General features: G+C 46.9%; 25 protein-coding genes. 22 read left to right on the top strand and 3 right to left on the bottom strand.

Going from position 1 to position 24,707, the window contains the following annotated elements:
* Nucleotides 1-149 precede the first annotated feature (149 nt).
* Nucleotides 150-950, top strand: a complete 801-nt coding sequence (locus ACWQXP_RS09945; protein WP_454062662.1) for an OmpA family protein — start codon at nucleotides 150-152, stop codon at nucleotides 948-950.
* 193 nt (nucleotides 951-1,143) lie between these two features.
* On the top strand, nucleotides 1,144-2,118 hold the full coding sequence (locus ACWQXP_RS09940; RefSeq protein WP_454062661.1) for a hypothetical protein: 975 nt from the start codon (nucleotides 1,144-1,146) through the stop codon (nucleotides 2,116-2,118).
* A 91-nt stretch (nucleotides 2,119-2,209) separates the two neighbouring features.
* Here ACWQXP_RS09940 and ACWQXP_RS09935 read toward each other — a convergent pair whose 3' ends face one another.
* Complete coding sequence (locus ACWQXP_RS09935; protein ID WP_454062660.1) at nucleotides 2,210-2,518, bottom strand: hypothetical protein; 309 nt, start codon at nucleotides 2,516-2,518, stop codon at nucleotides 2,210-2,212.
* A gap of 388 nt (nucleotides 2,519-2,906) precedes the next feature.
* Between ACWQXP_RS09935 and ACWQXP_RS09930 the strand changes: the two genes are divergently transcribed.
* From ACWQXP_RS09930 to ACWQXP_RS09910, 5 genes are all read left to right on the top strand, one after another.
* Nucleotides 2,907-3,356 (top strand): MarR family winged helix-turn-helix transcriptional regulator, encoded by a 450-nt coding sequence (locus ACWQXP_RS09930; protein ID WP_454062659.1) that lies wholly within the window; start codon nucleotides 2,907-2,909, stop codon nucleotides 3,354-3,356.
* Nucleotides 3,357-3,433: 77 nt separating this feature from the next.
* The gene (locus ACWQXP_RS09925) at nucleotides 3,434-4,033 is read left to right on the top strand and encodes a short chain dehydrogenase (protein ID WP_454062658.1); all 600 of its coding nucleotides are present in this window, start codon (nucleotides 3,434-3,436) and stop codon (nucleotides 4,031-4,033) included.
* Nucleotides 4,034-4,035: 2 nt separating this feature from the next.
* Complete coding sequence (locus ACWQXP_RS09920; RefSeq protein WP_454062657.1) at nucleotides 4,036-4,689, top strand: DsbA family protein; 654 nt, start codon at nucleotides 4,036-4,038, stop codon at nucleotides 4,687-4,689.
* 124 nt (nucleotides 4,690-4,813) lie between these two features.
* A complete protein-coding gene (locus ACWQXP_RS09915) occupies nucleotides 4,814-5,452 on the top strand; it encodes a YceI family protein (protein ID WP_454062656.1) in 639 nt (212 codons plus the stop codon).
* A 37-nt stretch (nucleotides 5,453-5,489) separates the two neighbouring features.
* Nucleotides 5,490-6,551: a methyltransferase gene (locus tag ACWQXP_RS09910; protein WP_454062655.1), complete on the top strand. Its 1,062-nt coding sequence runs from the start codon at nucleotides 5,490-5,492 to the stop codon at nucleotides 6,549-6,551.
* A 266-nt stretch (nucleotides 6,552-6,817) separates the two neighbouring features.
* Here the strand turns inward: ACWQXP_RS09910 and ACWQXP_RS09905 are convergent, their stop codons facing one another.
* Complete coding sequence (locus tag ACWQXP_RS09905; RefSeq protein ID WP_454063022.1) at nucleotides 6,818-7,015, bottom strand: hypothetical protein; 198 nt, start codon at nucleotides 7,013-7,015, stop codon at nucleotides 6,818-6,820.
* Nucleotides 7,016-7,148: 133 nt separating this feature from the next.
* Here ACWQXP_RS09905 and ACWQXP_RS09900 point away from each other — a divergent pair, with 133 nt between their 5' ends.
* The 8 genes from ACWQXP_RS09900 (at nucleotide 7,149) to ACWQXP_RS09865 (ending at nucleotide 17,436) form a co-directional block, all read left to right on the top strand.
* Entirely contained in the window at nucleotides 7,149-8,147 is a 999-nt protein-coding gene (locus ACWQXP_RS09900) for a hypothetical protein (RefSeq protein ID WP_454062654.1), read from the top strand.
* A gap of 201 nt (nucleotides 8,148-8,348) precedes the next feature.
* On the top strand, nucleotides 8,349-10,406 hold the full coding sequence (locus ACWQXP_RS09895) for a sigma 54-interacting transcriptional regulator (RefSeq protein WP_454062653.1): 2,058 nt from the start codon (nucleotides 8,349-8,351) through the stop codon (nucleotides 10,404-10,406).
* 409 nt (nucleotides 10,407-10,815) lie between these two features.
* Nucleotides 10,816-11,193 carry a DoxX family protein gene (locus ACWQXP_RS09890; RefSeq protein ID WP_454062652.1) on the top strand — a complete coding sequence of 126 codons (378 nt, stop codon included), beginning with the start codon at nucleotides 10,816-10,818 and terminating at the stop codon, nucleotides 11,191-11,193.
* Between the two features lie 347 nt (nucleotides 11,194-11,540).
* Nucleotides 11,541-12,080 (top strand): hypothetical protein, encoded by a 540-nt coding sequence (locus ACWQXP_RS09885; RefSeq protein WP_454062651.1) that lies wholly within the window; start codon nucleotides 11,541-11,543, stop codon nucleotides 12,078-12,080.
* Nucleotides 12,081-12,470: 390 nt separating this feature from the next.
* Entirely contained in the window at nucleotides 12,471-12,818 is a 348-nt protein-coding gene (locus ACWQXP_RS09880) for a nuclear transport factor 2 family protein (protein ID WP_454062650.1), read from the top strand.
* Nucleotides 12,819-13,437: 619 nt separating this feature from the next.
* Nucleotides 13,438-13,953, top strand: coding sequence for a hypothetical protein (locus ACWQXP_RS09875; protein WP_454062649.1), 516 nt, complete (start codon nucleotides 13,438-13,440; stop codon nucleotides 13,951-13,953).
* A gap of 267 nt (nucleotides 13,954-14,220) precedes the next feature.
* On the top strand, nucleotides 14,221-15,522 hold the full coding sequence (locus ACWQXP_RS09870) for a mechanosensitive ion channel family protein (RefSeq protein WP_454063021.1): 1,302 nt from the start codon (nucleotides 14,221-14,223) through the stop codon (nucleotides 15,520-15,522).
* A 198-nt stretch (nucleotides 15,523-15,720) separates the two neighbouring features.
* Nucleotides 15,721-17,436 (top strand): cation:proton antiporter domain-containing protein, encoded by a 1,716-nt coding sequence (locus ACWQXP_RS09865; RefSeq protein WP_454062648.1) that lies wholly within the window; start codon nucleotides 15,721-15,723, stop codon nucleotides 17,434-17,436.
* A 52-nt stretch (nucleotides 17,437-17,488) separates the two neighbouring features.
* Here the strand turns inward: ACWQXP_RS09865 and ACWQXP_RS09860 are convergent, their stop codons facing one another.
* Nucleotides 17,489-18,160 (bottom strand): hypothetical protein, encoded by a 672-nt coding sequence (locus ACWQXP_RS09860; RefSeq protein ID WP_454062647.1) that lies wholly within the window; start codon nucleotides 18,158-18,160, stop codon nucleotides 17,489-17,491.
* 62 nt (nucleotides 18,161-18,222) lie between these two features.
* Between ACWQXP_RS09860 and ACWQXP_RS09855 the strand changes: the two genes are divergently transcribed.
* From ACWQXP_RS09855 to ACWQXP_RS09825, 7 genes are all read left to right on the top strand, one after another.
* Nucleotides 18,223-18,582, top strand: a complete 360-nt coding sequence (locus tag ACWQXP_RS09855; RefSeq protein WP_454062646.1) for a hypothetical protein — start codon at nucleotides 18,223-18,225, stop codon at nucleotides 18,580-18,582.
* Nucleotides 18,583-18,843: 261 nt separating this feature from the next.
* A complete protein-coding gene (locus ACWQXP_RS09850) occupies nucleotides 18,844-20,901 on the top strand; it encodes an FAD-dependent oxidoreductase (protein WP_454062645.1) in 2,058 nt (685 codons plus the stop codon).
* Between the two features lie 287 nt (nucleotides 20,902-21,188).
* Nucleotides 21,189-21,692 carry a DoxX family protein gene (locus ACWQXP_RS09845; protein WP_454063020.1) on the top strand — a complete coding sequence of 168 codons (504 nt, stop codon included), beginning with the start codon at nucleotides 21,189-21,191 and terminating at the stop codon, nucleotides 21,690-21,692.
* Between the two features lie 31 nt (nucleotides 21,693-21,723).
* On the top strand, nucleotides 21,724-22,047 hold the full coding sequence (locus tag ACWQXP_RS09840; protein ID WP_454062644.1) for a hypothetical protein: 324 nt from the start codon (nucleotides 21,724-21,726) through the stop codon (nucleotides 22,045-22,047).
* Nucleotides 22,048-22,120: 73 nt separating this feature from the next.
* Entirely contained in the window at nucleotides 22,121-23,014 is an 894-nt protein-coding gene (locus tag ACWQXP_RS09835) for an MBL fold metallo-hydrolase (protein WP_454062643.1), read from the top strand.
* A 189-nt stretch (nucleotides 23,015-23,203) separates the two neighbouring features.
* Nucleotides 23,204-24,226 carry a class I SAM-dependent methyltransferase gene (locus tag ACWQXP_RS09830; RefSeq protein WP_454062642.1) on the top strand — a complete coding sequence of 341 codons (1,023 nt, stop codon included), beginning with the start codon at nucleotides 23,204-23,206 and terminating at the stop codon, nucleotides 24,224-24,226.
* A gap of 28 nt (nucleotides 24,227-24,254) precedes the next feature.
* On the top strand, nucleotides 24,255-24,701 hold the full coding sequence (locus ACWQXP_RS09825; RefSeq protein ID WP_454062641.1) for a VOC family protein: 447 nt from the start codon (nucleotides 24,255-24,257) through the stop codon (nucleotides 24,699-24,701).
* Nucleotides 24,702-24,707: the final 6 nt, after the last annotated feature.

Below are 24,707 nucleotides of genomic sequence, written 5' to 3'. Positions count from 1 at the left end.
GGGTTTGCTTAGGCCCTTTTCTATGTAAATATGGGAGTGAAGAAGTATAAAAGACAGAAAAATACGCGGAGAGTCTTGACTTGGAAGTCTTTGGGTCCATAGCCTGCACTAAGTTGAAAATCGTAGTATTTTTAGGAGGAAAAGAGAGTATGATGAATTTGAAGCAGGGTTTTTTAGCCATTCTCAGCCTAGGTCTCGTGATGGTATTGATGGGTGGCTGTAGTGCGAAATCACAAATTCGAGTCATGAGTGAACATTCAGATGTTGCTCAACCCCAAGAATCAATTCAGGCTTCGGATGGCGACTTGGATACGCCTATGGTAGCGAGCAAAGGTGCAGATCCAGCGAGTGCTTCGTCTATAAATTCCCCGATTGAGCCATCGGGTCATGACGAAGGGCAGACGCAATCTATTTTTGCTACGCCTCAAGAAGGACATGGTCAATCTTCGGATTCTTTCATGGCTGAAGAGACGAGTGGGTCTGGCCAGAACAGCATGTCAGGAGAGCCTGACGGATCGTTGCCAGGGCTTGAACTGAATGAAGAGCCAATGGAGATCGCAAAGCTTGAGCCCAGTGAACCAGACATGTCTTCTGATGGAGGAAAAGAAGAACTGCTCCCTACATTGAAAGATGTTTTTTTTGATTATGATCGATTTCGGCTTCGCACAGATGAGTTTCCTGAATTGACAACGAATGCGGATGTGTTGTCATCGCAGCTGGCGGGTCGTACCATTGTGCTTGAAGGACATTGTGATGAGCGAGGAACCGAGAGTTATAATATGATTCTTGGAAAGCGTCGCGCACGAGCCGTCAAGGATTACTTGGTTGATATGGGAATCCCAAGTGAGAACTTAACCGTCATGAGCTTGGGAAAAGAAAAACCGTTTTGTACCGAACCGACCTCTGAGTGTTGGCAGGAAAATCGACGAGTGCATTTTGTCGTACGGTAAGTCTGGGTTTTGTGACGTCTCACTGACTTAAGTGAGTTGACTGTGAATTTGTAACATCTCCCTGTCCTTTTGGATGGGGAGATTCCCGCTAGGCTGCTAATAAGGCAATTTGTCAAAGCGACTATAAGATTTCCTCACCTTTCTTCTTTTGTCTATCTCTTTTTTGCACATCTGTTTGTCACAACACCGTGACGTGTTCCGTCATCTCCACCACCACCTTCTCTTGATTGCTCTGTTGTTGAGCGTGACTTGGCTTCCTTCATACGCGTTTGCGGTTCAGCCTTCAGAAGGTCTTACGCACGCACAAAGTGCTTTAGAAACGTCCTTAGTCTATGTTTCTGATTATTTTTCATTTATTGGCAAGGATGTTCATGGGCATGTCGCATTGGCTTTGGATAACAATCGAGGGAAAGATGATGAGGCCTACCAGGCCGAACATTTTGTGATGCTTCATGACGAACGGGAAGGTTGGATCGAGATGCGGGGGAGTGGCTCGTATGAGACTTTTGCTAAAGACCTTCTCTCCATTCCTGATTCTTCGACATTTCAGTTTCATGGCAATCCTGAAACTGGGATCACTATTATCAGTGAACCCAATGCCCTATCACTGACGATCTCTGCCATTTCGAAATCGTTATCTCGAACCCATGATGGCGGAGAAATGTGGATGGGCTCAGCTCCGGCCACACTCCAATGGAAGGATCGGACATTGGCGGGGCGAGTAATCTATGAATATCTGATGATTCCAGACTTTAATCGTCTTTCTCGAACCTATTGGAGCCTCTGGAAGGAATTTCAAGGATTCTACCTTTCACTTGATGGCGTGGGCGATCTTTATGTGCACAGGCAACACAGTGACCGGCTAGCCCCCTTGTTGGGGACGCTCGATGGATTTATGTCAATCCAAGAAGAGTCTCAGCGCTTTCAAGTGTTACAGTTGACGCCGCTGAGTTTTAGTCAAGGCTTAGGATTCTATCGTTGGCCTATGGGGTGGGCGATTCGTTGGGTAACGGCGCAGGGAGGTGGAAGTGTGCAGCTCGAGCTGTCAGAGTTTCGTCGTGTCGCGAATTGGGTGATCGGTGGTTTTGCAATGGGCATTGTTCAGGGAACGGCCACCTACCGTGGAAATAGTATTCCTGTGTATGGATTAGTCGAACTTATTATGTAGGAGACCTATCGGTCTACATAGCAATGAGCCAGCTCTGAAAAGAGCTGGCTTGTCATGGGCAAGCTCATCAGTTCGATATTTGGGGGAGTTGCTATTCATCAACGACTTTTTCGAGTTCAGCGGCACGGCCATCATTTGTAATTTCGGCCTTCACTTTTGCTCCAGGCTGGACATTCCCTGTGACGATAGTTCTTCCATCCACGCGGATGCGTTGTTCGTCTCCTTCTTCATCCATAATGACATAAATATTTTCTTCAACCGTCAGTAATGTCCCTTCCAATGTATTCGACCCGAGAGAAAACAGGTCATTGCCAAAAGCGTTTGACGCGCTGAGTCCCAAAGTCGCAGTGGTCAAACCCAGTATGCTCCATAGTGTGAGTACGCCTACAGTTTTTTTCATGAAAACCCTCCATGGTTCGTGCACTAACATAAGAGGTCTGGACTTTCAGTCCTAATGAATAATATATGGATATGCTGCAATCTTTTATGGGGAGCAAAGATAATGCCAGGAGGAAATTTCAAAGAAAATAATTGAGAAAATCAATGAGATAAACGTCTTGCGTTCTATGTATGGCTTCTTTTCCAGAAAGTAGTTATTGAAGGAACTACCCTACAGATTAAGGTCGGAGTCTTTGGGAGGGAGGTCAATGCTTAAGTGAGTGGCAGAGTCGTTCTCGAAATGAGAGAATGTGACATGAGGGGACGACGATTGCGTTGAGTGGGCTTCGTCACGTCATGGAGAGTGTTCTTGACAATAGTTTATGTATTAACTATATAAATAAATACTAATGGAGACGTATAATCTTCAAGGTGATCCGTATTTGAAAGTCCTTCGGCCTCTGGTCGAGGCTTATCAGGCGATATTTGAAGTTGGTGATCGTCATATACGTTCCATGGGACTAACTCCGGCGCAGTTTGATGTTCTCGCAGAGCTGTGGGGAACGAATGGGATGACGGCTGTCGAACTTTCTCACTCAACATTGCTTGCCAAGGCCAGTTTGACAGGAATTATCGACCGGCTAGAAAAAAAAGGATTGGTTGAGCGGCATGTGGTGCCCGGCGATCGACGGTGTATGAAGGTGAAACTGACAAAGTTAGGTGCCACAGTGCACCATAAATGCTTTCCAGCGCAAGTCAAAGTGATGCGCCCGTATTTTGAGCGAGCATTAAGTCAACGTGACGTGAATGTGTTGCAAGAGTTGTTAGTGTGTTTGCGTGATAGTTGCCAAAATCGATAAATATTTTCCCCGATTACAATTGTGGAACGATACGCCCCCGCCTCATTGACTTCTGGGGGTGAGGAGGCCTTACGAGAATGAAGATTGTGGTGATTGGAGCCGGTGGCACAATTGGTCGTGCCGTAGTGAAAGAGTTGGAACCGCGTCATAAGATTGTGAAAGTCGGGCATCGTAGTGGGGATGTCACCGTGGATATCACGTCTGCAGAGTCTATACAGCGCATGTTTCAATCAATTGGAAATGTTGATGCAGTCGTGTCGGCCGCTGGGAGTGCGCACTTTGGGCCACTTGAGACCTTAACAGAAAAAGAGTTTGCGATTGGGATTGGTCATAAATTAATGGGACAAATCAATCTTGTGCTTATTGGCCGTGACTTTGTGAATGATGGAGGCTCGTTTACTGTTACAAGCGGGGTGTTACGTCACGATCCGATCTACTGTGGTGCTGCGGTCACAACTGTCAATGCTGGGCTTGAAGGGTTTGTCCTGGGGGCTTCGATTGAAATGCCGAGAGGGATTCGCATCAATGCCGTGAGTCCTGAAGTGGTCGAAGAGTCAATGGAGAAAATCGGATCTTTTTTCCGAGGGCATATCCCGGTTCCCGTTTCGAAAGTTGCGATGGCCTACAGCAAAAGTGTTGAAGGCCGTTTAACTGGCCAAGTCTTTCCTGCACACTAACAATGACAATGTCTGATTCTTCTTCACGATCGCTTCTCTATGTCACTGACCCCATGTGCTCATGGTGTTGGGGGTTTTCTCCTGTAATGGAGGCTGTGCGTCAACGATATCAGCATCGGCTGGAGATACAAGTGTTGGTTGGCGGATTGAGACCGGGGAATACTGAGCGTTTTGATGAACAAAGAAGGCAATATATCCTTGGGCATTGGCATGCAGTCCATGATCGAACAGGGCAACCCTTTAATTTTGCATGTCAAATGGCCTCAGACTTTACCTATGATACGGAACCTGCCGCTCGTGCTGTTGTGGCTGTGAGGGAAATTGATGCATCTCGAGTATTCCCGTATTTACATGATGTCCAAGAAGCGTTTTATATGAAGAATGTAGATGTGACGAAGGAGACAGTGCTAGCCGATCTGGCTCAATCACAGGGCATGACGAAAGAGCCTTTTCTTGAATCGTTTCGAAGTACTGAGTTGAAAAAGATTGTGTGGAGTGAGTTTGATCAAGTTCGACAGTGGGGGGTCAATGGATTTCCGACACTCCTTGCGCAGCAGGACACGGAAACGACCATCCTGACTCATGGGTATCAGTCGATCGACGTCCTTGCTCCGATCATTGAAACATGGTTGAATTCAGCAGCGACTCATGGATGATGCTGGTGACACGTTGTTCCGCTCTCCACGATGAACCGGATGTGTCCTCAGGGGATCTGTCACGGTAAGTTGCAATAAAAGTTTTGAGTGCCTGATCATCATTTTTAATAAGGAGGGTTCTATTATGAAGCAGGTTTTGAGAATGAAGCGTGTGATCATGTTCGCAGCTGTGAGTATTCTCCTGAGTGCGACATGGGCATCGGCTGAGATGTCAAAATGGAAAATTGATCATGATCACTCGACGGTCGGGTTCCAGGTCAAGCACATGGTCGTGTCGAGTACAAAAGGGAAGTTTCTAGACTATACGGGTGTGGTGGAAATGGATCCTGAGGCCAAAGAATTTAAAACGATTGAAGCGACGATCCAGACGAAATCGGTTTTTACTGACCATGAAAAGCGGGACGAACATCTCCGCAGTCCGGATTTCTTTAATGTAGAGAAATATCCCACCATGACGTACAAAATGAAAAGTTATAAAAAAACGGGAGACACCTATACCGCGATTGGTGATATCACGCTACGTGGTGTGACGAAAGAATTGACGCTTGAGGGAACTTTTAATGGAGTGGCGAAAGACCCATGGGGCAATATGCGTGCAGGATTTACCGGGGATGGGACGTTAAACCGGAAAGATTTCGGAATGGAGTTCAGTAAAATGTTGGACAATGGTGGTCTCATGGTCGGTGACGAAGTCAAAATTATGCTAGAAATTGAAGTGATTCAAGAGAAAAAGGCTCCAGCCGCTCAACCGACAAAAGGGTAATTCATCAGGAGACAAAAAGGAAGAGGGGGATGGAGAATTGGCGATACGTGCGCAAGAACATGGCCCTCGGCTGGAACCGCCGACCTGTACCGACGTACTGCTTTGGGACACATGGCTTTCAGTGTATCGTCTTCCCGTCTTAACCGTTGCTGATGAGTTGGGTGTGTTTCGTCTCTTGGAGTCTCGTCCCCTGTCTAGCAATGAGATTGCGGAAGAACTGGCGCTTGGCCCACGAGCGGCTAATGCCTTTCTTGGAATGTTGGTGTCCCTGGGTTTTCTTGCGCATTATCATGAACGATTCACGCTGACGGAAGCGTCTCGTAATTTTCTCCTGCCTCATGGGCCGTTTTACTGGGGAGGGGTGCTGCATGGATTCAAAGAGAATTTTCCAACTCCCCAGGGTATTAAGGAGGCTTTGCTCAAAGACCGTGAACACGTGGCTCCCACAATTGGTGAGGATGCACCAAATACGGAAGATTGGGAAAAAGGACAGGTCGATCCAGTACGAGCTGAGCAGTTTACCCGTCTCATGCATAGCCATTCGTTTCCTGCGGCGACAGGGGTGGCACGGCAGCCTGTTTTTAAAAACGTGCAACGCATACTGGATGTGGCTGGTGGATCAGGGTGTTTCTGTATCGCTTTGGCTTCGCAGCATGGGCAGATGCAGTGTACCATTTTGGAATTAGCTCCGGTCTGTAAGCTAGTGGATGCGTATGTGAAAGACTACGGACTGGAAGATCGAATCACTACTCATGCGGCCGATATGTTTCGAAATCCGTGGCCCGCTGGGCATGATGCGGTTTTCTTCGCCAATATTTTCCACGATTGGACGCGAGAGCAATGTCTTGAATTAGCCAAAAAAGCCTTCAATGTTCTTCCTATAGGGGGACACATCTTTCTCCATGAAATGCTCTTGGACGATACGAAGGATGGTCCGCTGGTGGCGAGTACATTTTCTATGGTGATGTTGTTGGCGACGAAGGGAAAGCAGTTTACAGCACAAGAGCTTGATGAATTGCTGCAGGAGGCTGGATTTCTGGATGTGTCTGTGACGCCAACGTATGCCTATTATTCTCTCGTGAGTGCAAGGAAACCATAAAGAGTTAGCCGCTTTCTGTATATGTTGAACACAGAACGCTGTTTACATTGGATGATGGTGCGACAAAGTTGTACTCCGTATCGAACCTCCTGGAAATCTCACCTAGAAATGTCGTTTTCAAGCTCTGCTCTCACTCTATCGTTTTTTATTCTGATGAAGTGGTGTGGACAAATTGGCTCCTTCAATATGTGTCGTTGAATATCCTGCTTGGCCTTCATCGTGAGTTTCACAAAATTCTTTACGATTGGTAAAGAAGGCTTTGATTGCTAGTGCAAGACTGTGGAAATCGACGGCTTTTGTTTCTCGATCGGAATGAACACACAACCCTCCGTATACAACCTTCGGGCACATTTTGGCACAAGTGATACCCCAGGGCCGGCAGGGACTTCGGTAATCACCGTTTGCATATTTCCCGGCTGCCTGAAAATGATTGGTGAAAATTTTTCCCGTTGGCACGCACTAATAATCTGATCAAATAGGCCGACGGCTTCACTGCGTGTGAATAAGATAAAGGGGATTGCTATGAGTGGCCTTTGTGTATGCTACTCGAGTATCAAGAGCAAGACTGTTGACGATAACAAAAAGAAAGAGGAAACCATGGGTGCAAAGAAACTGGCCCCTAAGTGCGAGCAGTCGGCTTTCAGATTAACGATAATCGTTGTGGCCCTTGTGGCATTTATCTTTGCCCAAAACGTTATGGCCGAAGAGATGCCATCTTTCACGAAAGGATTAGCCCAAACGGTCGAGTCCGGCCTTTATGTATGTCCTGACACTCAAGCACGTGTGAGTGCGGTCGGAAAGATCAGCGCCGAGGACGGCAAGGAGTGGATGGTTCCGGCAAAAACGCACTTCCAGAGTGCGGAGAAGGCATCTGATCTTTTCAATCAATGCAATGGCGTCCAGTTGCGCCGTTTTTCCCAGCTTGATCCAAAGACGGTTCCTATGACGGACGCTGGCGGGTCAGAGATCTTTACGGTCTATATCTTTGCCGACAACTATTTCGAGTTTTATGTGAACGGCCGGTTGTTGGCCGTCGATGCGGTTCCCTTTACGCCGTTTAATAGCAGTGTCATTCGATTTAAGGTCGATCGCCCATTTTCTGTAGCTGTCCTCGCTGTTGATTGGGAAGAACATCTTGGCTTGGGCTCAGAGAAAAACAGGGGACGGACCTATCATCCAGGGGACGCCGGGTTTGTGGCTGTGATCAAAGACGAAAGCGGAAAGACTGTCGCGCTGACCGATGCGGGCTGGAAGGCTCAGACATTTTATATCGCGCCGCTCCAAGATCGCTCATGTCTGAAGGTGGAGGGTCAGCGCAGAGACAGCTCCTCCTGTTCGACGGAAAGTGTTCAAGATGGAAGTTCATTTTCCGCTGCGCATTGGCCTATTCCCAGTAACTGGTTTGCCACGGATTATGATGATCGTGCCTGGCCACATGCTTCTGTGTTTACGAACGATACGGTCGGGGTTGATAACAAGCCAGCATTCATGAACTTTACGGATATCTTCGATGATCCGAAGGCGGATGCCGAGTTTATCTGGTCATCGAATCTGGTTCTCGACAATCTTGTTCTGCTGCGAAAAACTATCGAGTGACGTCTCCTGTACAAATCGGAAGCTGTGTGGGAAGGCGAAGGAGCAATATAATGAACTGCTAGGAACATCCATAATCAAAGACTTTGCATATCCCTTCTGAGGACAGCTCCAAACGTCTTATTGTATAAGATAGGGATATTCTGTTTTTTGACAATAATACGATGTTCCTGTTTATTCTTTCTTCCACATAATCACCCGGAGGTGACTATTTTATCTGATCATTCAAATGCCCAGAGGTACAAGACCCTTCTGAGTGTTTCTCAGGCGATTTCTGCGCATCGGAACCTCACAACGCTTATTGAAGTTCTGGCTCAGCGTATTCCTCAGATTGTGCCTGTCGATTTCCTTGGACTTGTTCTGTACCATCCAGAACGAAAGATCGTTCAGGATTATGTGATTCAGGCCAATGTGCCTGCTGATATTCAAGGAGGAATAGAATGGACTATGGAGAGTCATCCGGCAGGGACGGCAGTCGAGACACAGAAACCTGTTTTGGTGTCTGATCTCTCAACCGACCAACGGTATCCTGAGGCATTTTCACATATGCGAGAGGATGGAATTTGTTCCTTGTGCGTGCTTCCATTAACGACGTCTTTACGGAAGCTTGGAGCATTGGTGTTTGCCAGTTGTGAAAAAGACACGTACCACGAATCGGATGTTGAATTTCTTGATCAAGTGGGCCAACATATTGCCGTCGCTGTCGACAATGTGCTGAATTTTCAGGATCTCACGCGTGAACGTGATCATTCTCGACTCCTGCTGAATGTAAATAATGCTGTGGTGTCAAATTTAGAGTTAGGCGAACTCTTTACGTCCATTTGCCCCTCCTTACGCCGTGTCATTCATCACGAAATTACAAGCCTGTTCTTGTACGTGCCGGAATCTCACTGTTTTAAAAGACATATCCTAGATTTTCCGAGCGGAAAGGATACGGGGTTGCTCCAAGCCGGAGGCGTTGTCGGATTTGAGGATACTCCTGCAGGACAAGCTTTTCACAGCCGTAAAGCCGTGCTGCTATCTGACGTCGAGCTGAAGAAATACCAATCGCCTACAGCACAGCAATTGTTGGCTGCCGGTATGAAAATGGTCTTTTATGCTCCACTCATTGTACGGGACCGTGTGCTTGGGACCCTGAACATGGCCAGTTCCCAGGATAAGGTGTTTGGTGAAGAAGTCTCTGAGCTCCTTATGCAAGTTGCTGGGCAGGTGGCCATTGCGCTCGACAATGCGCTGGCCTATGAAAAGATACGGGAGTTAAAAGAAAAGCTTGAACAGGAGAATGTCTATTTACGAGACGAGATTCGCACGGAACACAATTTTGAAGACATTATCGGAGAAAGTGCCGAACTCAAAAATGTTCTCCAACAATTAGAAATTGTGGCGCCAACTGATTCAACGGTGCTGATTCAAGGGGAAACGGGAACAGGCAAAGAATTGATCGCACGGGCGCTGCATCATCTGAGTTCCCGGACGAATGGGGCTTTTGTCAAACTGAATTGTGCGGCCATTCCAACGGGTCTATTGGAAAGTGAATTATTTGGTCATGAAAAAGGGGCCTTTACGGGGGCCATTGCACAAAAGGCTGGGAGATTTGAACTCGCCAATCGGGGAACGATCTTTCTGGATGAAGTGGGGGAGATCCCCTTAGAAATGCAATCCAAATTATTGCGGGTTCTCCAAGAACAGGAATTTGAGCGGCTGGGGAGTACTCGCACGATTCGAGTCGATGTCCGGCTAGTCGCTGCCACCAACCGCGACTTACTCAATATGGTTGAAGCCGGACAATTTCGAAATGATTTATATTACCGATTGAACGTCTTCCCCATTACGGTTCCGGCTCTTCGGACACGGCAGGTCGATATCCCCATTCTGGTCCGCTATTTTACCCAACGCTATGCGCGGCGTATGAACAAAACGATCGAAACGATACCAACGAAGGCGATGGAAGTTCTCTCTCGCTATCATTGGCCTGGGAATATTCGTGAGTTGGAAAACATGATCGAACGAGCTGTGATCCTTTCGCCAGGGACCGTGCTCTCGCTTCCATTAACCGAACTGAAAAGTGCTCAATACTTGGCCGTTTCCTCTCGACAACCTAAGTCCACGTTAGAAGGTGTAGAGCGTGACCACATTGTACACGTTCTTCGCGAAACCAAATGGGTCATTGGTGGTTCGTCAGGAGCTGCTATGCGATTGGGAATGAAACGGACAACCCTGATTTCTAAAATGAAAAAGCTTAGTATTTCCCGCCCGTCTTAGAGCCGATTCAATAAACTTCCAATGGTTGGAGTCGTGAATTCCGCTGGGTTACTTGAATACTTAAAATGGTGACATCTAAAGGATACCATCGTCACGGTAGATTGCCCATCAGTTACGCTTGGTCTTTGCCCGATCGTATTCAAGGGTTGGTTCGCCTGGAAATTTTATCATTCGCTATAATGTCGCCTTTTCATCATTCGTCGACATATCGTCACGTCTGATTTCGACACACCGCCTCATCCTTCTCTTCTGTTTCTTCTGTTCAGAAAAATCTATAACCGAATTCAAGGGATATGAGTAGTTGTGATATGTACTTGTGGTGGCATGGTTTATGCCATGTTCTATGACAAGAATGATTAATATTAAGGCAGAACATTCATAGACCAATATTCAATTAGGAGACAGAATTATGAAAGAATTTCATCCTCAGACCTATGCTCTCATGCGTATCGTGGTTGGATTTCTATTTATATGGCATGGAACGCAGAAGCTATTTGGATTTCCGACAGCCATGCCTATGGAAGTCCCTGGGTTTATCATTTACGTGGCTGGACCAATTGAATTAATTGGCGGGTTTCTTGTCATGATTGGGCTGTTTACGCGGTGGACGGCTTTTCTGTGTAGCGGTCTCATGGCTGCAGCCTATTGGATGGCTCATGGCACGAAAGCGTTATTTCCTCTCTTGAATGGAGGAGAGCTCGCCGCCCTGTATTGTTTTGTCTTTCTCTTCATTTCTGCTCAAGGGTCCGGCATCTGGAGTGTGGACGGTTCCAGGGAAAGTGTCTAAATGATGGAGCCTTCTCGAGTACACAAAAGTGCACTCCTTGGTCATCAAGGAACGGAAATGAAAGTTCAACGATCAGACAATGGAGGACATGATGAGTTCTACGATGGAGGGTCACATGTTAGGGATAATAAACATCAGCGTAAGACCTTCTCATTGACGCCGTTACAATTTGTTACAAACTTTTACGATTGTGAAAGGTGTGACGCATATTTAGGTGTTACAGTGTCTCGTGAGCCTGGCAACAAACAAAAAAATTGATGCCAGAAATCAGAACCCAAAAGATTCCAATCTCATTCAATCAATATGGAATCTACATTCAACTATCTCATTCTAACAAGGAGGCAGTCATGAATCGTCAGTTGAATCTTCACTTTATTGCATCATCAGTGCTTGTGGGGATGTTGTGTGTTCTTCCGAGTGTCGGACTGGCAGATATGTCTGGTAAGGGACACGGAAAAGAGCATGAATACGCGACAAAATCTCATCATGGGAAAATGAAACATGGGAAGGGAAGACACGAAGTTTCCTGTTGGACAGAGACACTGACCGAAGAGCAGAAAAGCAAAGCCACCAAAATGCGGTTAGAGTACAAGAAAGTCAAATTTCTAGTAAAGGCCAAAATGAAAGTCAAAAAGGTCGAATTGGCTACCCTTGTCACTCAAGACAGTTCTGACCAAAGTGCCATTGAGCAGAAAATTGAAGAGCTTCTGAAATTAAAAAAGGAAAAACTACAAAAGAAGTATGCCTATAAGGTCGCCTTGCGGAGCCTGTTGACTCCGGAACAGCGGGTATACTTTGACATGCAAATGCTTAAAAAGGCCGTACACGGCAAAAAGCATGGAGGGAAAAAGAGCTATGGACACAAGAAAGGGCATCGGTATCGGTAAATTGATTGATGCGAGAAGCGACGCCAATTGATTGGGTGGATTTGATCGCTTGTCCTAACGAAATTCATTGTTTGTCTCGATACCAAAGAGTCATAAGGACTGAGACAGAACCCTGCTATAGTCTTGAACCCAGGCGGGATGCCAAGAATGACTTCCCGCATGGATTCGGAGCACATAGGAAGTCAAAGTCGACGATGTTTTCTCACTCATTTAAAAGAGAAAGTTCTGAACCCTAAGCTGAATCTTCACCGTTATGCCGTATCGGTTTTCGATGAGTTTCCAGGTGATCGCGTTGAGAATTCTATAACTTCATAGATGAGAGTGAGGCTCCGAGTTCTATCCAAATTATTAACTTACTAGAAATATTTATTCGGTAAAGGAGAGATCCCCATGAGTATTAAAACCCAAGTGCAAGCCGTGATCGATGGTATTTTAGCTGGGAAGCTTCTGGAAACGTTTGACGAATATTATGCGGATAACGTTGTGATGAGTGATAATCGAACCGATGAACGCGTTGGAAAGGCGGCGAATCGAGAACATGAGCAGAAATTTATTGGCAATGTTCAGGAATTTCATGGAGCACAGGTCGGACGGACGCTGGTGGATGGGGATCATGCCGCCGTCGAATGGACATTTGACCTTACCTTTAAAGGGGGAAACCGCGTGACGATGCAACAGGTGGCCGTTCAAACCTGGAAAGATGGAAAAGTTATACGAGAAGATTTCTATCATGGCTAAAGAAATTTTGGTCTCTCAACGGATAAGACGCCGACAATTTCTTGCAAGCATATCGGATATTTACCAATGATGATATTCATTCCTGCAAGGGGAAATTAGAAGATGATCTCAGAAATAATAAGTATATTTTGCTGTTCGTCTTTCTTGTGGCGATTTTCCCGTCATGGGCTTGGTGTGGGTGTCGTGAACGAAAAAGTTTATGCCGTCAGTGGGGGCTAATCTTGCTGGCGGTGGTGGCATCCATAAGGATTTAATGTATACAGAAATTTATACCCCATAAGTAAGGCATGCCAATTTCATGGAGGAAAGGGCGATGTTTCTTTCACAAGCTGGAGGCGAAGCAAATAAGCATTTCATCTTTAGGCCCATGCAACTATGGTAGCGTTTGGGATGGTTCATGGAACTAAGGGCCTGCTCTCACTCGAAAATGGTGGTGAACTTGCAGCTTTGTATTGCTTTGTGTTTTCATTCATTTCCGCTCAGGGTTCAGATCGCTGGCGCGTGGACAAGTTTATGGTGTATGCCTAACGATTGAGCGTAATCAGGACGGAACATAACTGCACTCGTTGCTAGAGAAACAGAATGTACATTCAACAATCCTAAAGGGAGGAAGTCAGTCATGAATAGTAAGATGAATCTTAATCTCGTTGCCGTGTCGGTTTTTATGGGTTTCATGTTCATTATGGCAGGTGTTGGACAAGCAGACAGCGTTAGCGAGGGACATCGGAAGGTCTCTGGTGTGGTGGCCACGATAAAAGGTGACATCGTGACAGTGGAAACCTCTTCAGGCAATGTGCCTCTTAATCAGAAAAACGCCAAGCAACATGGTCATGCAGAATATAAGGTTGGCGATGAAGTAACCCTCGTCATGGACGAGAACAATACGGTTATCGAAGCTCACCACAAGGGTGAAGAAGGCCATCATCACTTCTATACCGGAAAATTAGTCCATATGGGGAAAATGGATAAACACATTAAGTTGGAGACATCTGAAGGTGAAAAAACTTTTCCTTTAGATCGATTAGAAATCAAAACCAAAAATATTGAAGAAGGAACGGTCGTCACGGTTGAAGTGAATGAAGGCGGCAAGGTCATCGACTTGCATCGTGGTGAGCATGAAGAGGGGAAACACTAAGAATGCTCATAGTGTTATCCAGAGACTGAAACGATAAAATTTGTACTATCCGTGACTAACCTGATCCCCTCGATCTCCTATCCAATTGATGGGCAGATCGAGGGGTTTTTTATTGGCGATCTAGTGGTCATAGTAGTGAAGATGACACAGACGAATATCGAGGATCGTTCAGAACATGCATAGATCGCAGATAGCTTGTAACGCTTGAATCTATTTCATCACTATCTGACAGATCGGGAACCCGCGATGGACCAGGCAAGAACCTATATTAAAAGTCTTTTGATGGAATGGCTGAACGCCACCATCCCAGAGTATTCAACCCTCTTGTACACCGCCGCAATTTTGATGTGGATCGCCATCATCTCACTGGCTATTCACTTGATTTTGCATCGAGTGGTTCTGAAATGGGTAGCGAAGCGGGCCATGAATGCCCGCCAGCTATGGCGCCACATACTATTTGAGAGCATGCTCTATAACCGGCTTGCGTTCACGCTGCAGGGAGTCATTTTTCATATTCAGGCAGGTCTCTGGCTGAGCTCTGAGTCAGTATTATTGCCGCTTGTTGAGACGGCATCTGATTTTTGGATCATGCTGTATGGCCTGTTGTCGTTCTTTTCTTTGCTTGATGCTGTGCTGCGTATATCTCAACAAAAGCCAGCCATGAACGCGTTCCCGCTACGGGGAGTCATTCAGAGTGTGAAGCTTCTTTCCGCCGTACTCATCGTCCTGCTCGTTATCTCGATCCTCATGGGGAAGTCGCCGTTGATTCTGCTCAGTGGCCTGGGAGCGATTTCTGCGGTGATGATGCTAGTATTTAAGGATCCGATCCTTGGACTCGTGGCCGGTATTCAGCTCTCGGTAAATGATATGCTCCGGGTGGGGGACTGGCTGGAAATGTCCCAATATGGCGCGGATGGGGATGTGATTGATATCGGCTTGACTACCGTCAAGGTGCGTAACTGGGACAAGACAATCACCACCATTCCTACCTATGCGTTAATCGCCAATTCTTTTAAAAACTGGCGTGGCATGTCTGAGTCCGGTGGACGTCGCATTAAACGCAGTCTCCTGCTGGATACCAGCAGCATACGATTTCTGCTCGAAGAAGACATGCAACGGCTCCGCAAGTCATCTTTATTGTCTCCATACCTGGATGGAAAATTCCAGGAAATTTGTCGCTATAACGATGAGGCCCGCGTAGACTTGTCTGCTCTGATCAATGGCCGGCGGCTCACCAACCTCGGGACGTTTCGCGCATACTTGACCGTCTATCTCAAGGCGCATCCACGGGTTCACCAGCAATTGACTTTGATGGTACGCCAGAAGGACCCCGATCCTAACGGACTCCCACTGGAGATCTATGTCTTTACCAAGACCACTGACTGGATTGACTACGAAGGCATACAGGCTGACATCTTTGACCATATCTTCGCCGTCTTGACTGAATTCGATTTGCGCGCGCATCAGGCGCCCTCCGGTCTTGATATGCGTTCTCTCGGACAGTCGCAGTCAGGTAGACAATTTGATCCACTGCGCCACAGTGCCATGCGGACAGGTCAGGAGCCGTAAGTCGTCTTGATTGTGAGCTGTTCCTTACGAAGCTCTTGACTGAAATGCCTGGCAGTCTCATGGTATGTCCGTTAGAAATATCTAAAGTATTGTGGCCTTGAAGCACTCGACATCGTTGTGATTTTTAGAGAAGGGCTCTGATTAGACTTTCACTGTCAGGGTTGATCAGCGTTCATGTATCGTTTGGATAGATAATCTATGGAACAAGTCGAAGCCCTACAGCCTGCAATTTTGTTGCTCTTTGTCGGCATTGTGTCGATCGTCTTGATGCGGTCATTACATATGAGTCCCATTGTGGGCTATCTGCTTGCTGGGATGATCATTGGTCCGTATGGATTCGGACTGATTCACGAAAGCGGGACGACTCATTTGCTCGCGGAGCTTGGTGTCGTATTTCTGTTATTCGATATTGGATTGCACTTTTCACTTGCACACCTCTGGGCGTCGCGTCGCGATATCCTTGGTCTCGGACCCTTGCAGATGATCTTGTGTACGGCTGTGTTGGCAACGATCTTTGCATTGACCAGCAATCTCTCAACGGAATATGCGATTCTCGTCGGCGCGGCTCTGGCCCTGTCTTCGACGGCTGTGGCGGTTCAAACGTTAAGCGAATATGATCAATCTCGTTGTCCTGTCGGACAATCCGCAATTTCCGTTCTTATTCTTCAAGACATCTGCGCCATTTTCTTACTTATTCTGGCTGGCTCCCTGGGTGGTCACGATGCATCGTTAGGCAGTGCCTTGGCCGGCGCCGTGGCGAAGAGTGTCATGGCATTCATGGCTGCAATTGTATTGGGTCGATTTGTGATCAGTCCACTGTTTTCGTATCTCTCAAAGACCAAACGTGAAGAAATTTTTACGGCATTCGCACTCCTAATTGTCCTTGCGACAGCCGGGGCAACCGGAGCCGTCGGTCTCTCGTTGACCCTTGGTGCATTTTTAGGTGGCATGATTATTTCGGAAACACCCTTCAGACATCTTGTGCAAACAGAGATGAAGCCCTTTCGAGGACTGCTCTTGGGATTTTTCTTTATCACGGTTGGCATGTCATTAGATACGACCGTACTTGTCGACAACTGGATGACCGTGTTGTTGGTGCTTTCAGTCTTGATAGGGACGAAGACTCTGTTGGTGCAATTGTCGGCATGGCTTATGGGAACTCCGCTAAAGACGGCCATCCAACTTGGGTTTTTACTCTCACAAGGCAGTGAGTTTGCCTTTGTTTTGATAGCTGTGCCTGCCGTAGCGGGGGGAGTGGGTCCAGATTTTTCTTCAATTCTAATCATGGCGATAGCTGGAAGCATGGTCCTGACTCCACCCCTTGTCGCTTTGGGTCATTGGGCTGCCGAGCGAATGGCCAATAAAGATTTGATGCAAGTGTTGGATCAAGATGTGAATGAAAACAAAGGACCAGCCCAAGTCATTATTCTCGGTATGACTGACGAGGGGCGCCGGGTGGTTGATGCTCTGGAGGCTCATGGAATTTCCTATCGGGCATTTGATTTCGACCATCAACGGTTTGTCAATGCACGTACCGATGGGTATCCCGTGGCGTTCGGGGATTTAGCGGATTTACGTTTGGCGGAAACCATCGAGATCGCGCAGGCTGGAGTTCTGGTGATTACCGTTGCTCGATATGAAATTTCAAAAGAGCTGACACCAATCGTCCAGACACGCTATCCGAATTTAAGGCGGTTGGTCTCGGTGGAAACGGATGAAGAGCGAAAAAAGTTTGGTTTACTTGGAATGAATGCTGTCGTGACTCGGAGTTTTCCAAAAGGGATTGATTTAGCCGAAGCGGTATTGTCTGACCAGGCCGTGCCAGGCCATAAAATTTCCCAGTGGATTCGCCGTCAACAGGAACAGGCATTTGAGACGATGTCTCCAGCTGAGGTTGTGAATGTGCCAGCATGAGTGTTGTGCGGACACACGGGAGCGTCAGAAGTAGTTTGTACGTATCAGTCATCTAAGAGTTTGGTTTACTCTTAATGGTAGAAGTGGGGAAAAGGAGGGCTCGGGACCACAAAGGGAAAAAAAGGAAGAGTGTGTACAAGCCCAACGTTAATTCTAAAGATTCCTCTATGATACCTCGAAGCACATCAACATACTGGTAGGAAGTTTGACGAAACATGGGAAGATACACAGATTTATCAATTAGTATGGTAGTTATGATTAGCAGGATCCAGAGGAGAATATCTCGGGTCCATGGTGCGCCTGCTTGATAAGCCCGCCAAGCGGTTTTCCAGCTTCGAGGAGGAAATACAAAGATAGTCCAGCTTAACAAGGTCACGCCAAGACACAAAACTAGAAGTCGTTCATGGAAGGGAATGGATGGATTCCAGTAGAGGGCTAATTTATCGAGATTCCATCCAAATAGCCAAATGTGGCCATCAAGTTCTCGAAAACCTAATAAGAAGAAGAATATAGAACCGCTGATCCATTCTCGTTTATGATTTGGGGCCTGAACAGTGGAAGCAGCACACCAAACCGATGCCATGAACCAAATTCCAGCACTGATGCGTTCGATTAAATCCCATTCTTGAGTGTACGCATGTGTGACCTCGGGATTCTGAAATGCAAGGAATCCCGGAATACTCACACTGAAGAACAGAACGAGTACTGTGGTTATGCGTGACACGGCTTCCCCTACAGCCAAATGATCGTACAGCTATTGCGGTGGATTCAAAAAGATGGGAACCTATGCGTCAAGAAATTGAGATTTCCGGCGTCAAACAAAATCAGCGATACATACAAAGCTATGCCTGCAAGCAAGAATGCCCCAACCCCAAATTGCCATTCCCTGGCAGCGTTGTGATATCGCAAGAAAAAATGAGTGAGAAAGGAGAGCAATCCAAACAACCCGACACTCAAAAAGCCCATTGCGAGATAAAAGCAGACAAGCCCCCATCCGGTTATCCGCGGGACAGCATAAGAGGGGTCGAGCAGCCAGGATATGAAAAAAATAGGCAAGCCAATGGAAAAAAGAAATATGAAGCCGTAGACGGGCGGAGGACCAGCAGGTTGAAATTCAATCCTTTTCATGTTGGTACGAATCGTTGAAGACGTTCGGTTTTTTTATTATGTCTTGAAAATTATTCTGACACAACTTGTGTCTTCACCATGCTCCCTGCCTAGGGGTCTAGTCAAATCCGTTGTTTGAATGATGCAGAGGAGAAGGCTTTCGATTTCTCTTATAATTGCAAGCAGATTGAAGAAAGACATGCATTGATCAAAAAAGTAAACGTCCTTTAAGGAAAATGATCAAGTAGGTCAGGTTGGCTCATTAGCCGATTTGATGCCAGTCAGGCTAAGTGAGGATCTATGAAAAGTCGGTGGGATGTGGTCATTCTCGGAGGTGGGTTTGCTGGATTGGCGTGTGCCAAGCAATTAGAGAAATTATGGAAGGCAAAGGCCGCCCATCGAGTTTTGTTAATTAACGCTGAGAATTATTTCGTCTTCCAGCCATTTTTGCCAGAAGTCATTGGAGCGAGTATTGAGCCTCGCCATGTGACGAATCCCATTCGTTTTGTCCTTCGCCATTGTACGCTGATGCGGGCAGAAGTGAAAAAAATCCATCTCAAGGAGCAACACGTCGAAGTTGATTCAACTGACGGTCTTGATGTCAAACTCCTTGACGCTCAGCAGTTAGTTCTGGCTCTTGGGAGCAGTACCAATCTTCGCGCGGTTCCAGGGATGATGGAGCATGCCCTCTTTTTAAAAACCCTGGCTGACGCCTTATCCCTTCGAGAGCACATTGTCCGTCGTCTTGAAGAAGCGAGTGTGGAGTCACGTGGGGAAATCCGAAAACGCCTCCTTCATTTTGTCATTGTCGGTGGCGGGTATAGCGGAGTCGAAACCGCTGGTGAGATCTTGGATCTACTATATGAGGCCAGGCGGTTTTATCGAACCTTGGAGCCCACTGATCTACGAGTTTCATTAGTGCATTCTGGATCACATTTACTCCCGGAGCTCGGTGAAGAACTTGGCGGATTTACCCAACAGACGCTCGAAGAGCGTGGAATGACCGTATTAGTGAATCAGCGTGTGATGTCTGTGAGCAGTGACTATCTTCGCCTGAACGATGGATCGCGTCTTGAAACCCAAAATGTCATTTGCACGATTGGCAATGCGCCGAATCCTGTGCTTGCCGAACTGGAGGGTGAATATGAAAAAGGCAAGCTTCTCACGGATGAATGGTTACGAGTGAAAGGCTATGAGAATGTCTGGGCCATTGGCGATGGAGCCGCGAATCCTGATGGATATGGGAATCGCTGCGCGCCTACGGCGCAATTTGCGACGCCGTTAGGTAAGCAGGCAGCGGATAATATTGTCGCAACATTCACCACTGCATCGCTTCGCCCTTTTCGATTCAAGATGCTCGGGCAGATGGCCACGATAGGACACCATAAAGGGGTCTGTTCGATTCTTGGATTTCAATTCAGTGGATTTTTCGCCTGGTGGCTGACGCGGACGGTTCATCTTTTAAAGCTGCCGGGTATTGACCGAAAGCTTCGTGTGGTGATCGATTGGACCTTCGAGTTGTTTTTTCCTCCAGACCTTAATTACTGGGATCTAAGGAAAACACAAAAAATGGCGAGAGTGCATCTTGAACCCGGTGACGTCGTCTTTCATCAAGGCGAGCGCGGCAAGGCATTTTACATTGTGGAAGAAGGGATTCTCGAGGCGACGAGATATGATGACGATGGAAAAGTGTTATGGACCGATGAGGTTATTCAAGGTGAGCATTTTGGCGAAGGCTCGTTTCTTCATGGTGTTGTGCGTCGGGTCACCGTGACGGCGAAGACTTCAGTGACCCTAGTGGTCTTTGCTTCAAAGGAGTTTAAGCTCTTTGTCGATTTGTTCCAGTCATTACAGCAATTACTCAACGACACGGCGATGCGAGGACCCTTAGAAGAAGTGCTGAATCCTGAGGTTTGGTCCCAAGAACTTCTAGAGATGCCAGTGACAGACCTAATGCAAACGTCAATCATCTGTTTGCCAGAGTTGGCGACAATTGGCGAGGCCATTCAGAAATTGGGTCCCAACGTTCCGAGTGTGATCATTCTTGTTGCTACTAATGGGAAGGTCGCTGGTCTGGTGACGGAAACAGATTTGCATCGAGCGGCAGCTCATCGCCAACCATTTTCTGAAACAGTGAAGAGTATAGCCTCAATGGAGGTACTATGTCTTGAGCATCATCAGGTCGTCCGTGATGCGTTACAGGTGTTTTACATGAAAGACGTCAAGCAGGTTCCTGTGCTCAATGCCGAAGGTTGTCCTGTCGGACTCTTAAGTTATCTGGATGTGGCGCGAGCACGAATAAAACGTGATCGGGGTGCCGGTAATTCGAATCTTCCTGATTGCAACCCTCCTGCATGATTACACAATGTAGCTCCCAAGCTGGCTTGCTGAAGACTGAATCTATTTTTCCCCTTAGGCATGTCGTCACTTCGTCACCTGTCGATATGTCGTCACTTTTTATTTCGACACTTCGTTTTTCCTTCTCGGCAACTCAAGAAACTCTCTAAGTAAATCAACCAGTTACCTATTATTCTAGTGCCTTCATGCCTTGGTACGGCTAATGCTATGTCTTATTACAACACCGAACAACGTTGGTCGTAACATTTGATAGTCAATGGCAACGCAGCGACATAAAGGAGGGCAGAATCATGAAAGTATTTTTTGAAACAGATGATCGATGGTCTGGATTGATTTTGAGAGTTATGTTGGCACTCGTAATTCTTCCTCATGGTGCACAAAAACTCTTGGGGTGGTTTGGAGGAAACGGGTTTGAGGGAACCATGGGATTTTTCACCCAGCAGATGGGGATGCCGTGGCTCATTGCCTTTCTGGTGATTATGGGAGAGTCCGTCGGGGCTCTGGCTATAGCGCTTGGTTTATTTACACGGTTTTCTGCTGCCAGTCTCGGGGTAATTATGCTTGGTGCCGTAGCCATGGTTCATTGGCCGCATGGGCTCTTTATGAATTGGTTTGGCCAGCAAGCGGGGGAGGGGTTTGAATTTCATTTACTTGTCATCGGTATGGCACTCGCATTGGTCGCCAACGGAGGTGGAAAGTGGTCGGTTGACCGTGTAATTGCCAGGTGGGTGTCAGCAAAATCTTCAGAAGAAATTCATGTTACTCGACATGTTGCGCCATCTGCAGTCTGAGGCTCTCTAGGGAGAATGAGGATACGCTCTCATGCTGAAGATCACAGTGGACACAGTAGGAAACAAGATGAACGTCAAACTTGAAGGTAGACTTGCAGGCCTATGGGTCACAGAATTAGAGAAAAGTTGGAATGCTATCCGAGCCAAAAATGATACTGAGAGGGCTCGGGTGGATCTCCAGGGAGTCACGTATGTAGATGATTGCGGCAAGCAATTACTGCTACGAATGTATCAACAAGGCGGAACACTCATCGCTTCTGGATGTATGACCAAATCCATTGTAGAAGAGGTCACCGCGAGAGCATTGCAGGATTCAAAACAGAAAAGTGTGACATTGTCTCGAGATGATCTCTAGCCAAACTTATTGACGCTTGATTAATCGTTAGTTTGTTTCCGAAATCACCTGTTGAGAAAAGGAGTTAAATCGTATGAAACATTTCATTGGTATGCTTGTCATGGCCCTCTTCACATCCAACATAGCTTTCGCTAACGACCTTCCTCCAAATACGGCAAAGATCGCGCCTGACGTGTATAGCTATGGGAACCCAGCCAATGGCTATTTTTCCATGTTTATGGTGACCACGGATGGCGTCATCGCAATCGAATCCGTGAGCTCCCAACACGCCGCAGATATGGTCAAAGCCATCAAGGATTTAACAGATAAACCCATTCGATATCTCCTGCACAGCCACAATCATTGGGATCATGCGAGTGGCGGAAAAGTGTTTCGTGATGCCGGAGCTACGCTGATTGCTCATGAGGAAGCCTATACATGGATGAAGGCGAACACAGGCCCAGACATGGTGGTGCCCGACGAAAGTTGGGAAGGAAATCGAAAAGATATTACCCTTGGCGACACCGTCGTTGAATTGCATTATTTGGGCATGAATCACGGACTTGGCATGACGGTGTTTCTCTTACCAAAAGAAAAGATTGCCTACATTGCCGACCTCGTCGTCCCGAATCGAGTTATGTTTAATATTGTGCCAGACTTCAATATTAAAGAATGGGAGCGGTCGCTAAAGGTCATTGCACAAATGGATTTCGACAAAGCAGTCTATTCTCACAACAATAATGCCACACCGCTATTAGGGGGAACCAAGCAAGACGTGAAAAATTATATGGAATTTATTCAGGACTTACGAGGAGCCATTTTTGCGGAATTTAAGAAAGGTACCAATCCGATGATGATTCCGACTGTCGTGCAACTTCCCAAATATAAAGATTGGGCGATGTACAAAGAATGGTTGCCCATGAACGCGTGGCGTATTCTTCTTGATGAATGGATGGGTCCGTTTCCGTGGAGACCGGATAACAAATAAGTCCCGGCGGCTGTTTCACTCGGTGAAAGCAGCAACGTCGAAAACGAGAATGTAGGGTCGTAAGGTGAAGAGGATATGATGAACAACCGGTTCTGCCGGAGATTTGCCAACCCCGTTGACGTTTTTGCTGCTCCCGAAATGACCAGTACCACACCTTATTGACGCTTTCTTAACCGAATGAGGTCAGCAATGGAAAAACCGTCTCAACCCGAAGGGCCTTCACCAGCTCTGTTCTTTCAAACGGTCAATGCCTATCAACAGACTGCAGCACTCAAGACGGCTATTGAGTTAGATTTGTTCACGGCAATTGCCGAAGGCAAACGAACTCCATCGTCCTTGGCACAGCACTGCGAAGCATCGGAACGAGGGATTCGCATGTTAACTGATTTTCTTACCAATGCCGGCTTCCTTAACAAGGAGAATTCTGAATACACATTGACTCCTGAATGCGCCATGTTTCTTGATAGACGGTCACCAGGCTATTTGGGGGGCACCATAGAGTTCTTAGTATCTCCATCTCTCATGGAAGGGTTTAACCAACTCACCACTGCGGTACGAAAAGGTGGAACGGCAGTGAACGATGAAGGCACTATTGAACCTGAACATCCCGAATGGGTGACATTCGCACGTTCAATGGTGCCGTTGATGAAAAACCCGGCGAATTGGATTGCCAATTGGGTGAGTCAGCAGTCGCTCCATATACGAAAAGTCTTAGATGTTGCCGCAAGCCATGGAATTTTTGGAGTAGAAATCGCAAAGAACCTTCCCGAGGCAGAAATCACAGCACTTGATTGGGCAAATGTTCTCACCGTGGCGCAAGAAAATGCTGAGGCTGCAGGCATTCAAGACCGATTCCGTAGACTTCCGGGAAGTGCATTTGACGTCGATCTCGGTCACGGATATGACCTTGTACTTCTGACAAACTTTCTTCACCATTTTGATGTGCCTACGTGTGAAACATTCCTAAAGAAAGTTCATGGCTGTCTGAAGAATGGAGGACGCATGATCACCTTGGAGTTTGTTCCAAATGAGGATAGAATTTCTCCTCCAACCATGGCTGATTTCAGCCTTGTGATGTTGGCCACTACCCCTTCAGGCGATGCCTATACTTTTAGCGAATACGATTGCATGTTTCGCAACGCGGGCTTTAGCCACAGTGAAATGCATGATGTCGCAGCTTCAAATCAGCGGGCGATCATCACTCAGAAATAACGAACTCCCTGGGAAGAAAGGAGGCACCATGAAAGCACAGTACTTGGGACATGTGGTGTTTTATGTGAAAGATATCGAACGTTCATTGAAGTTTTATCGAGACCTCTTGGGGTTTCAAGAAGTCGGTCGAATTTTTCAAGGGAAGGCTGTGGCTTTAACGTCTGGTCGGACTCACCATGAGTTACTGTTGATCGAGGTTGGGGATGCGCCCGGTCCCTCACAGGGGACTCGGCGTGGCCTCTACCATATTGGTATAAAGATTGGGAATAGCCTAGATGAACTTCGTTCTGCGAAGCACGACATAGAGCGTGCAGGAGTAGACATTGCTGGAATGAGTGACCACACTGTTAGCCAAAGTTTGTACCTAAAGGACCCTGATGGAAACGAAGTGGAGTTGTATGTTGATGATCCAGCATCTCAATGGAAAGAAAATCCGATGCTCGTCTTAGCACCGATTAAACCACTTGTCTTGTAATGTTCT

This window comes from Candidatus Nitrospira salsa (genome assembly GCF_965152625.1).
This window is presented reverse-complemented; position numbering and strand designations above follow the sequence as displayed.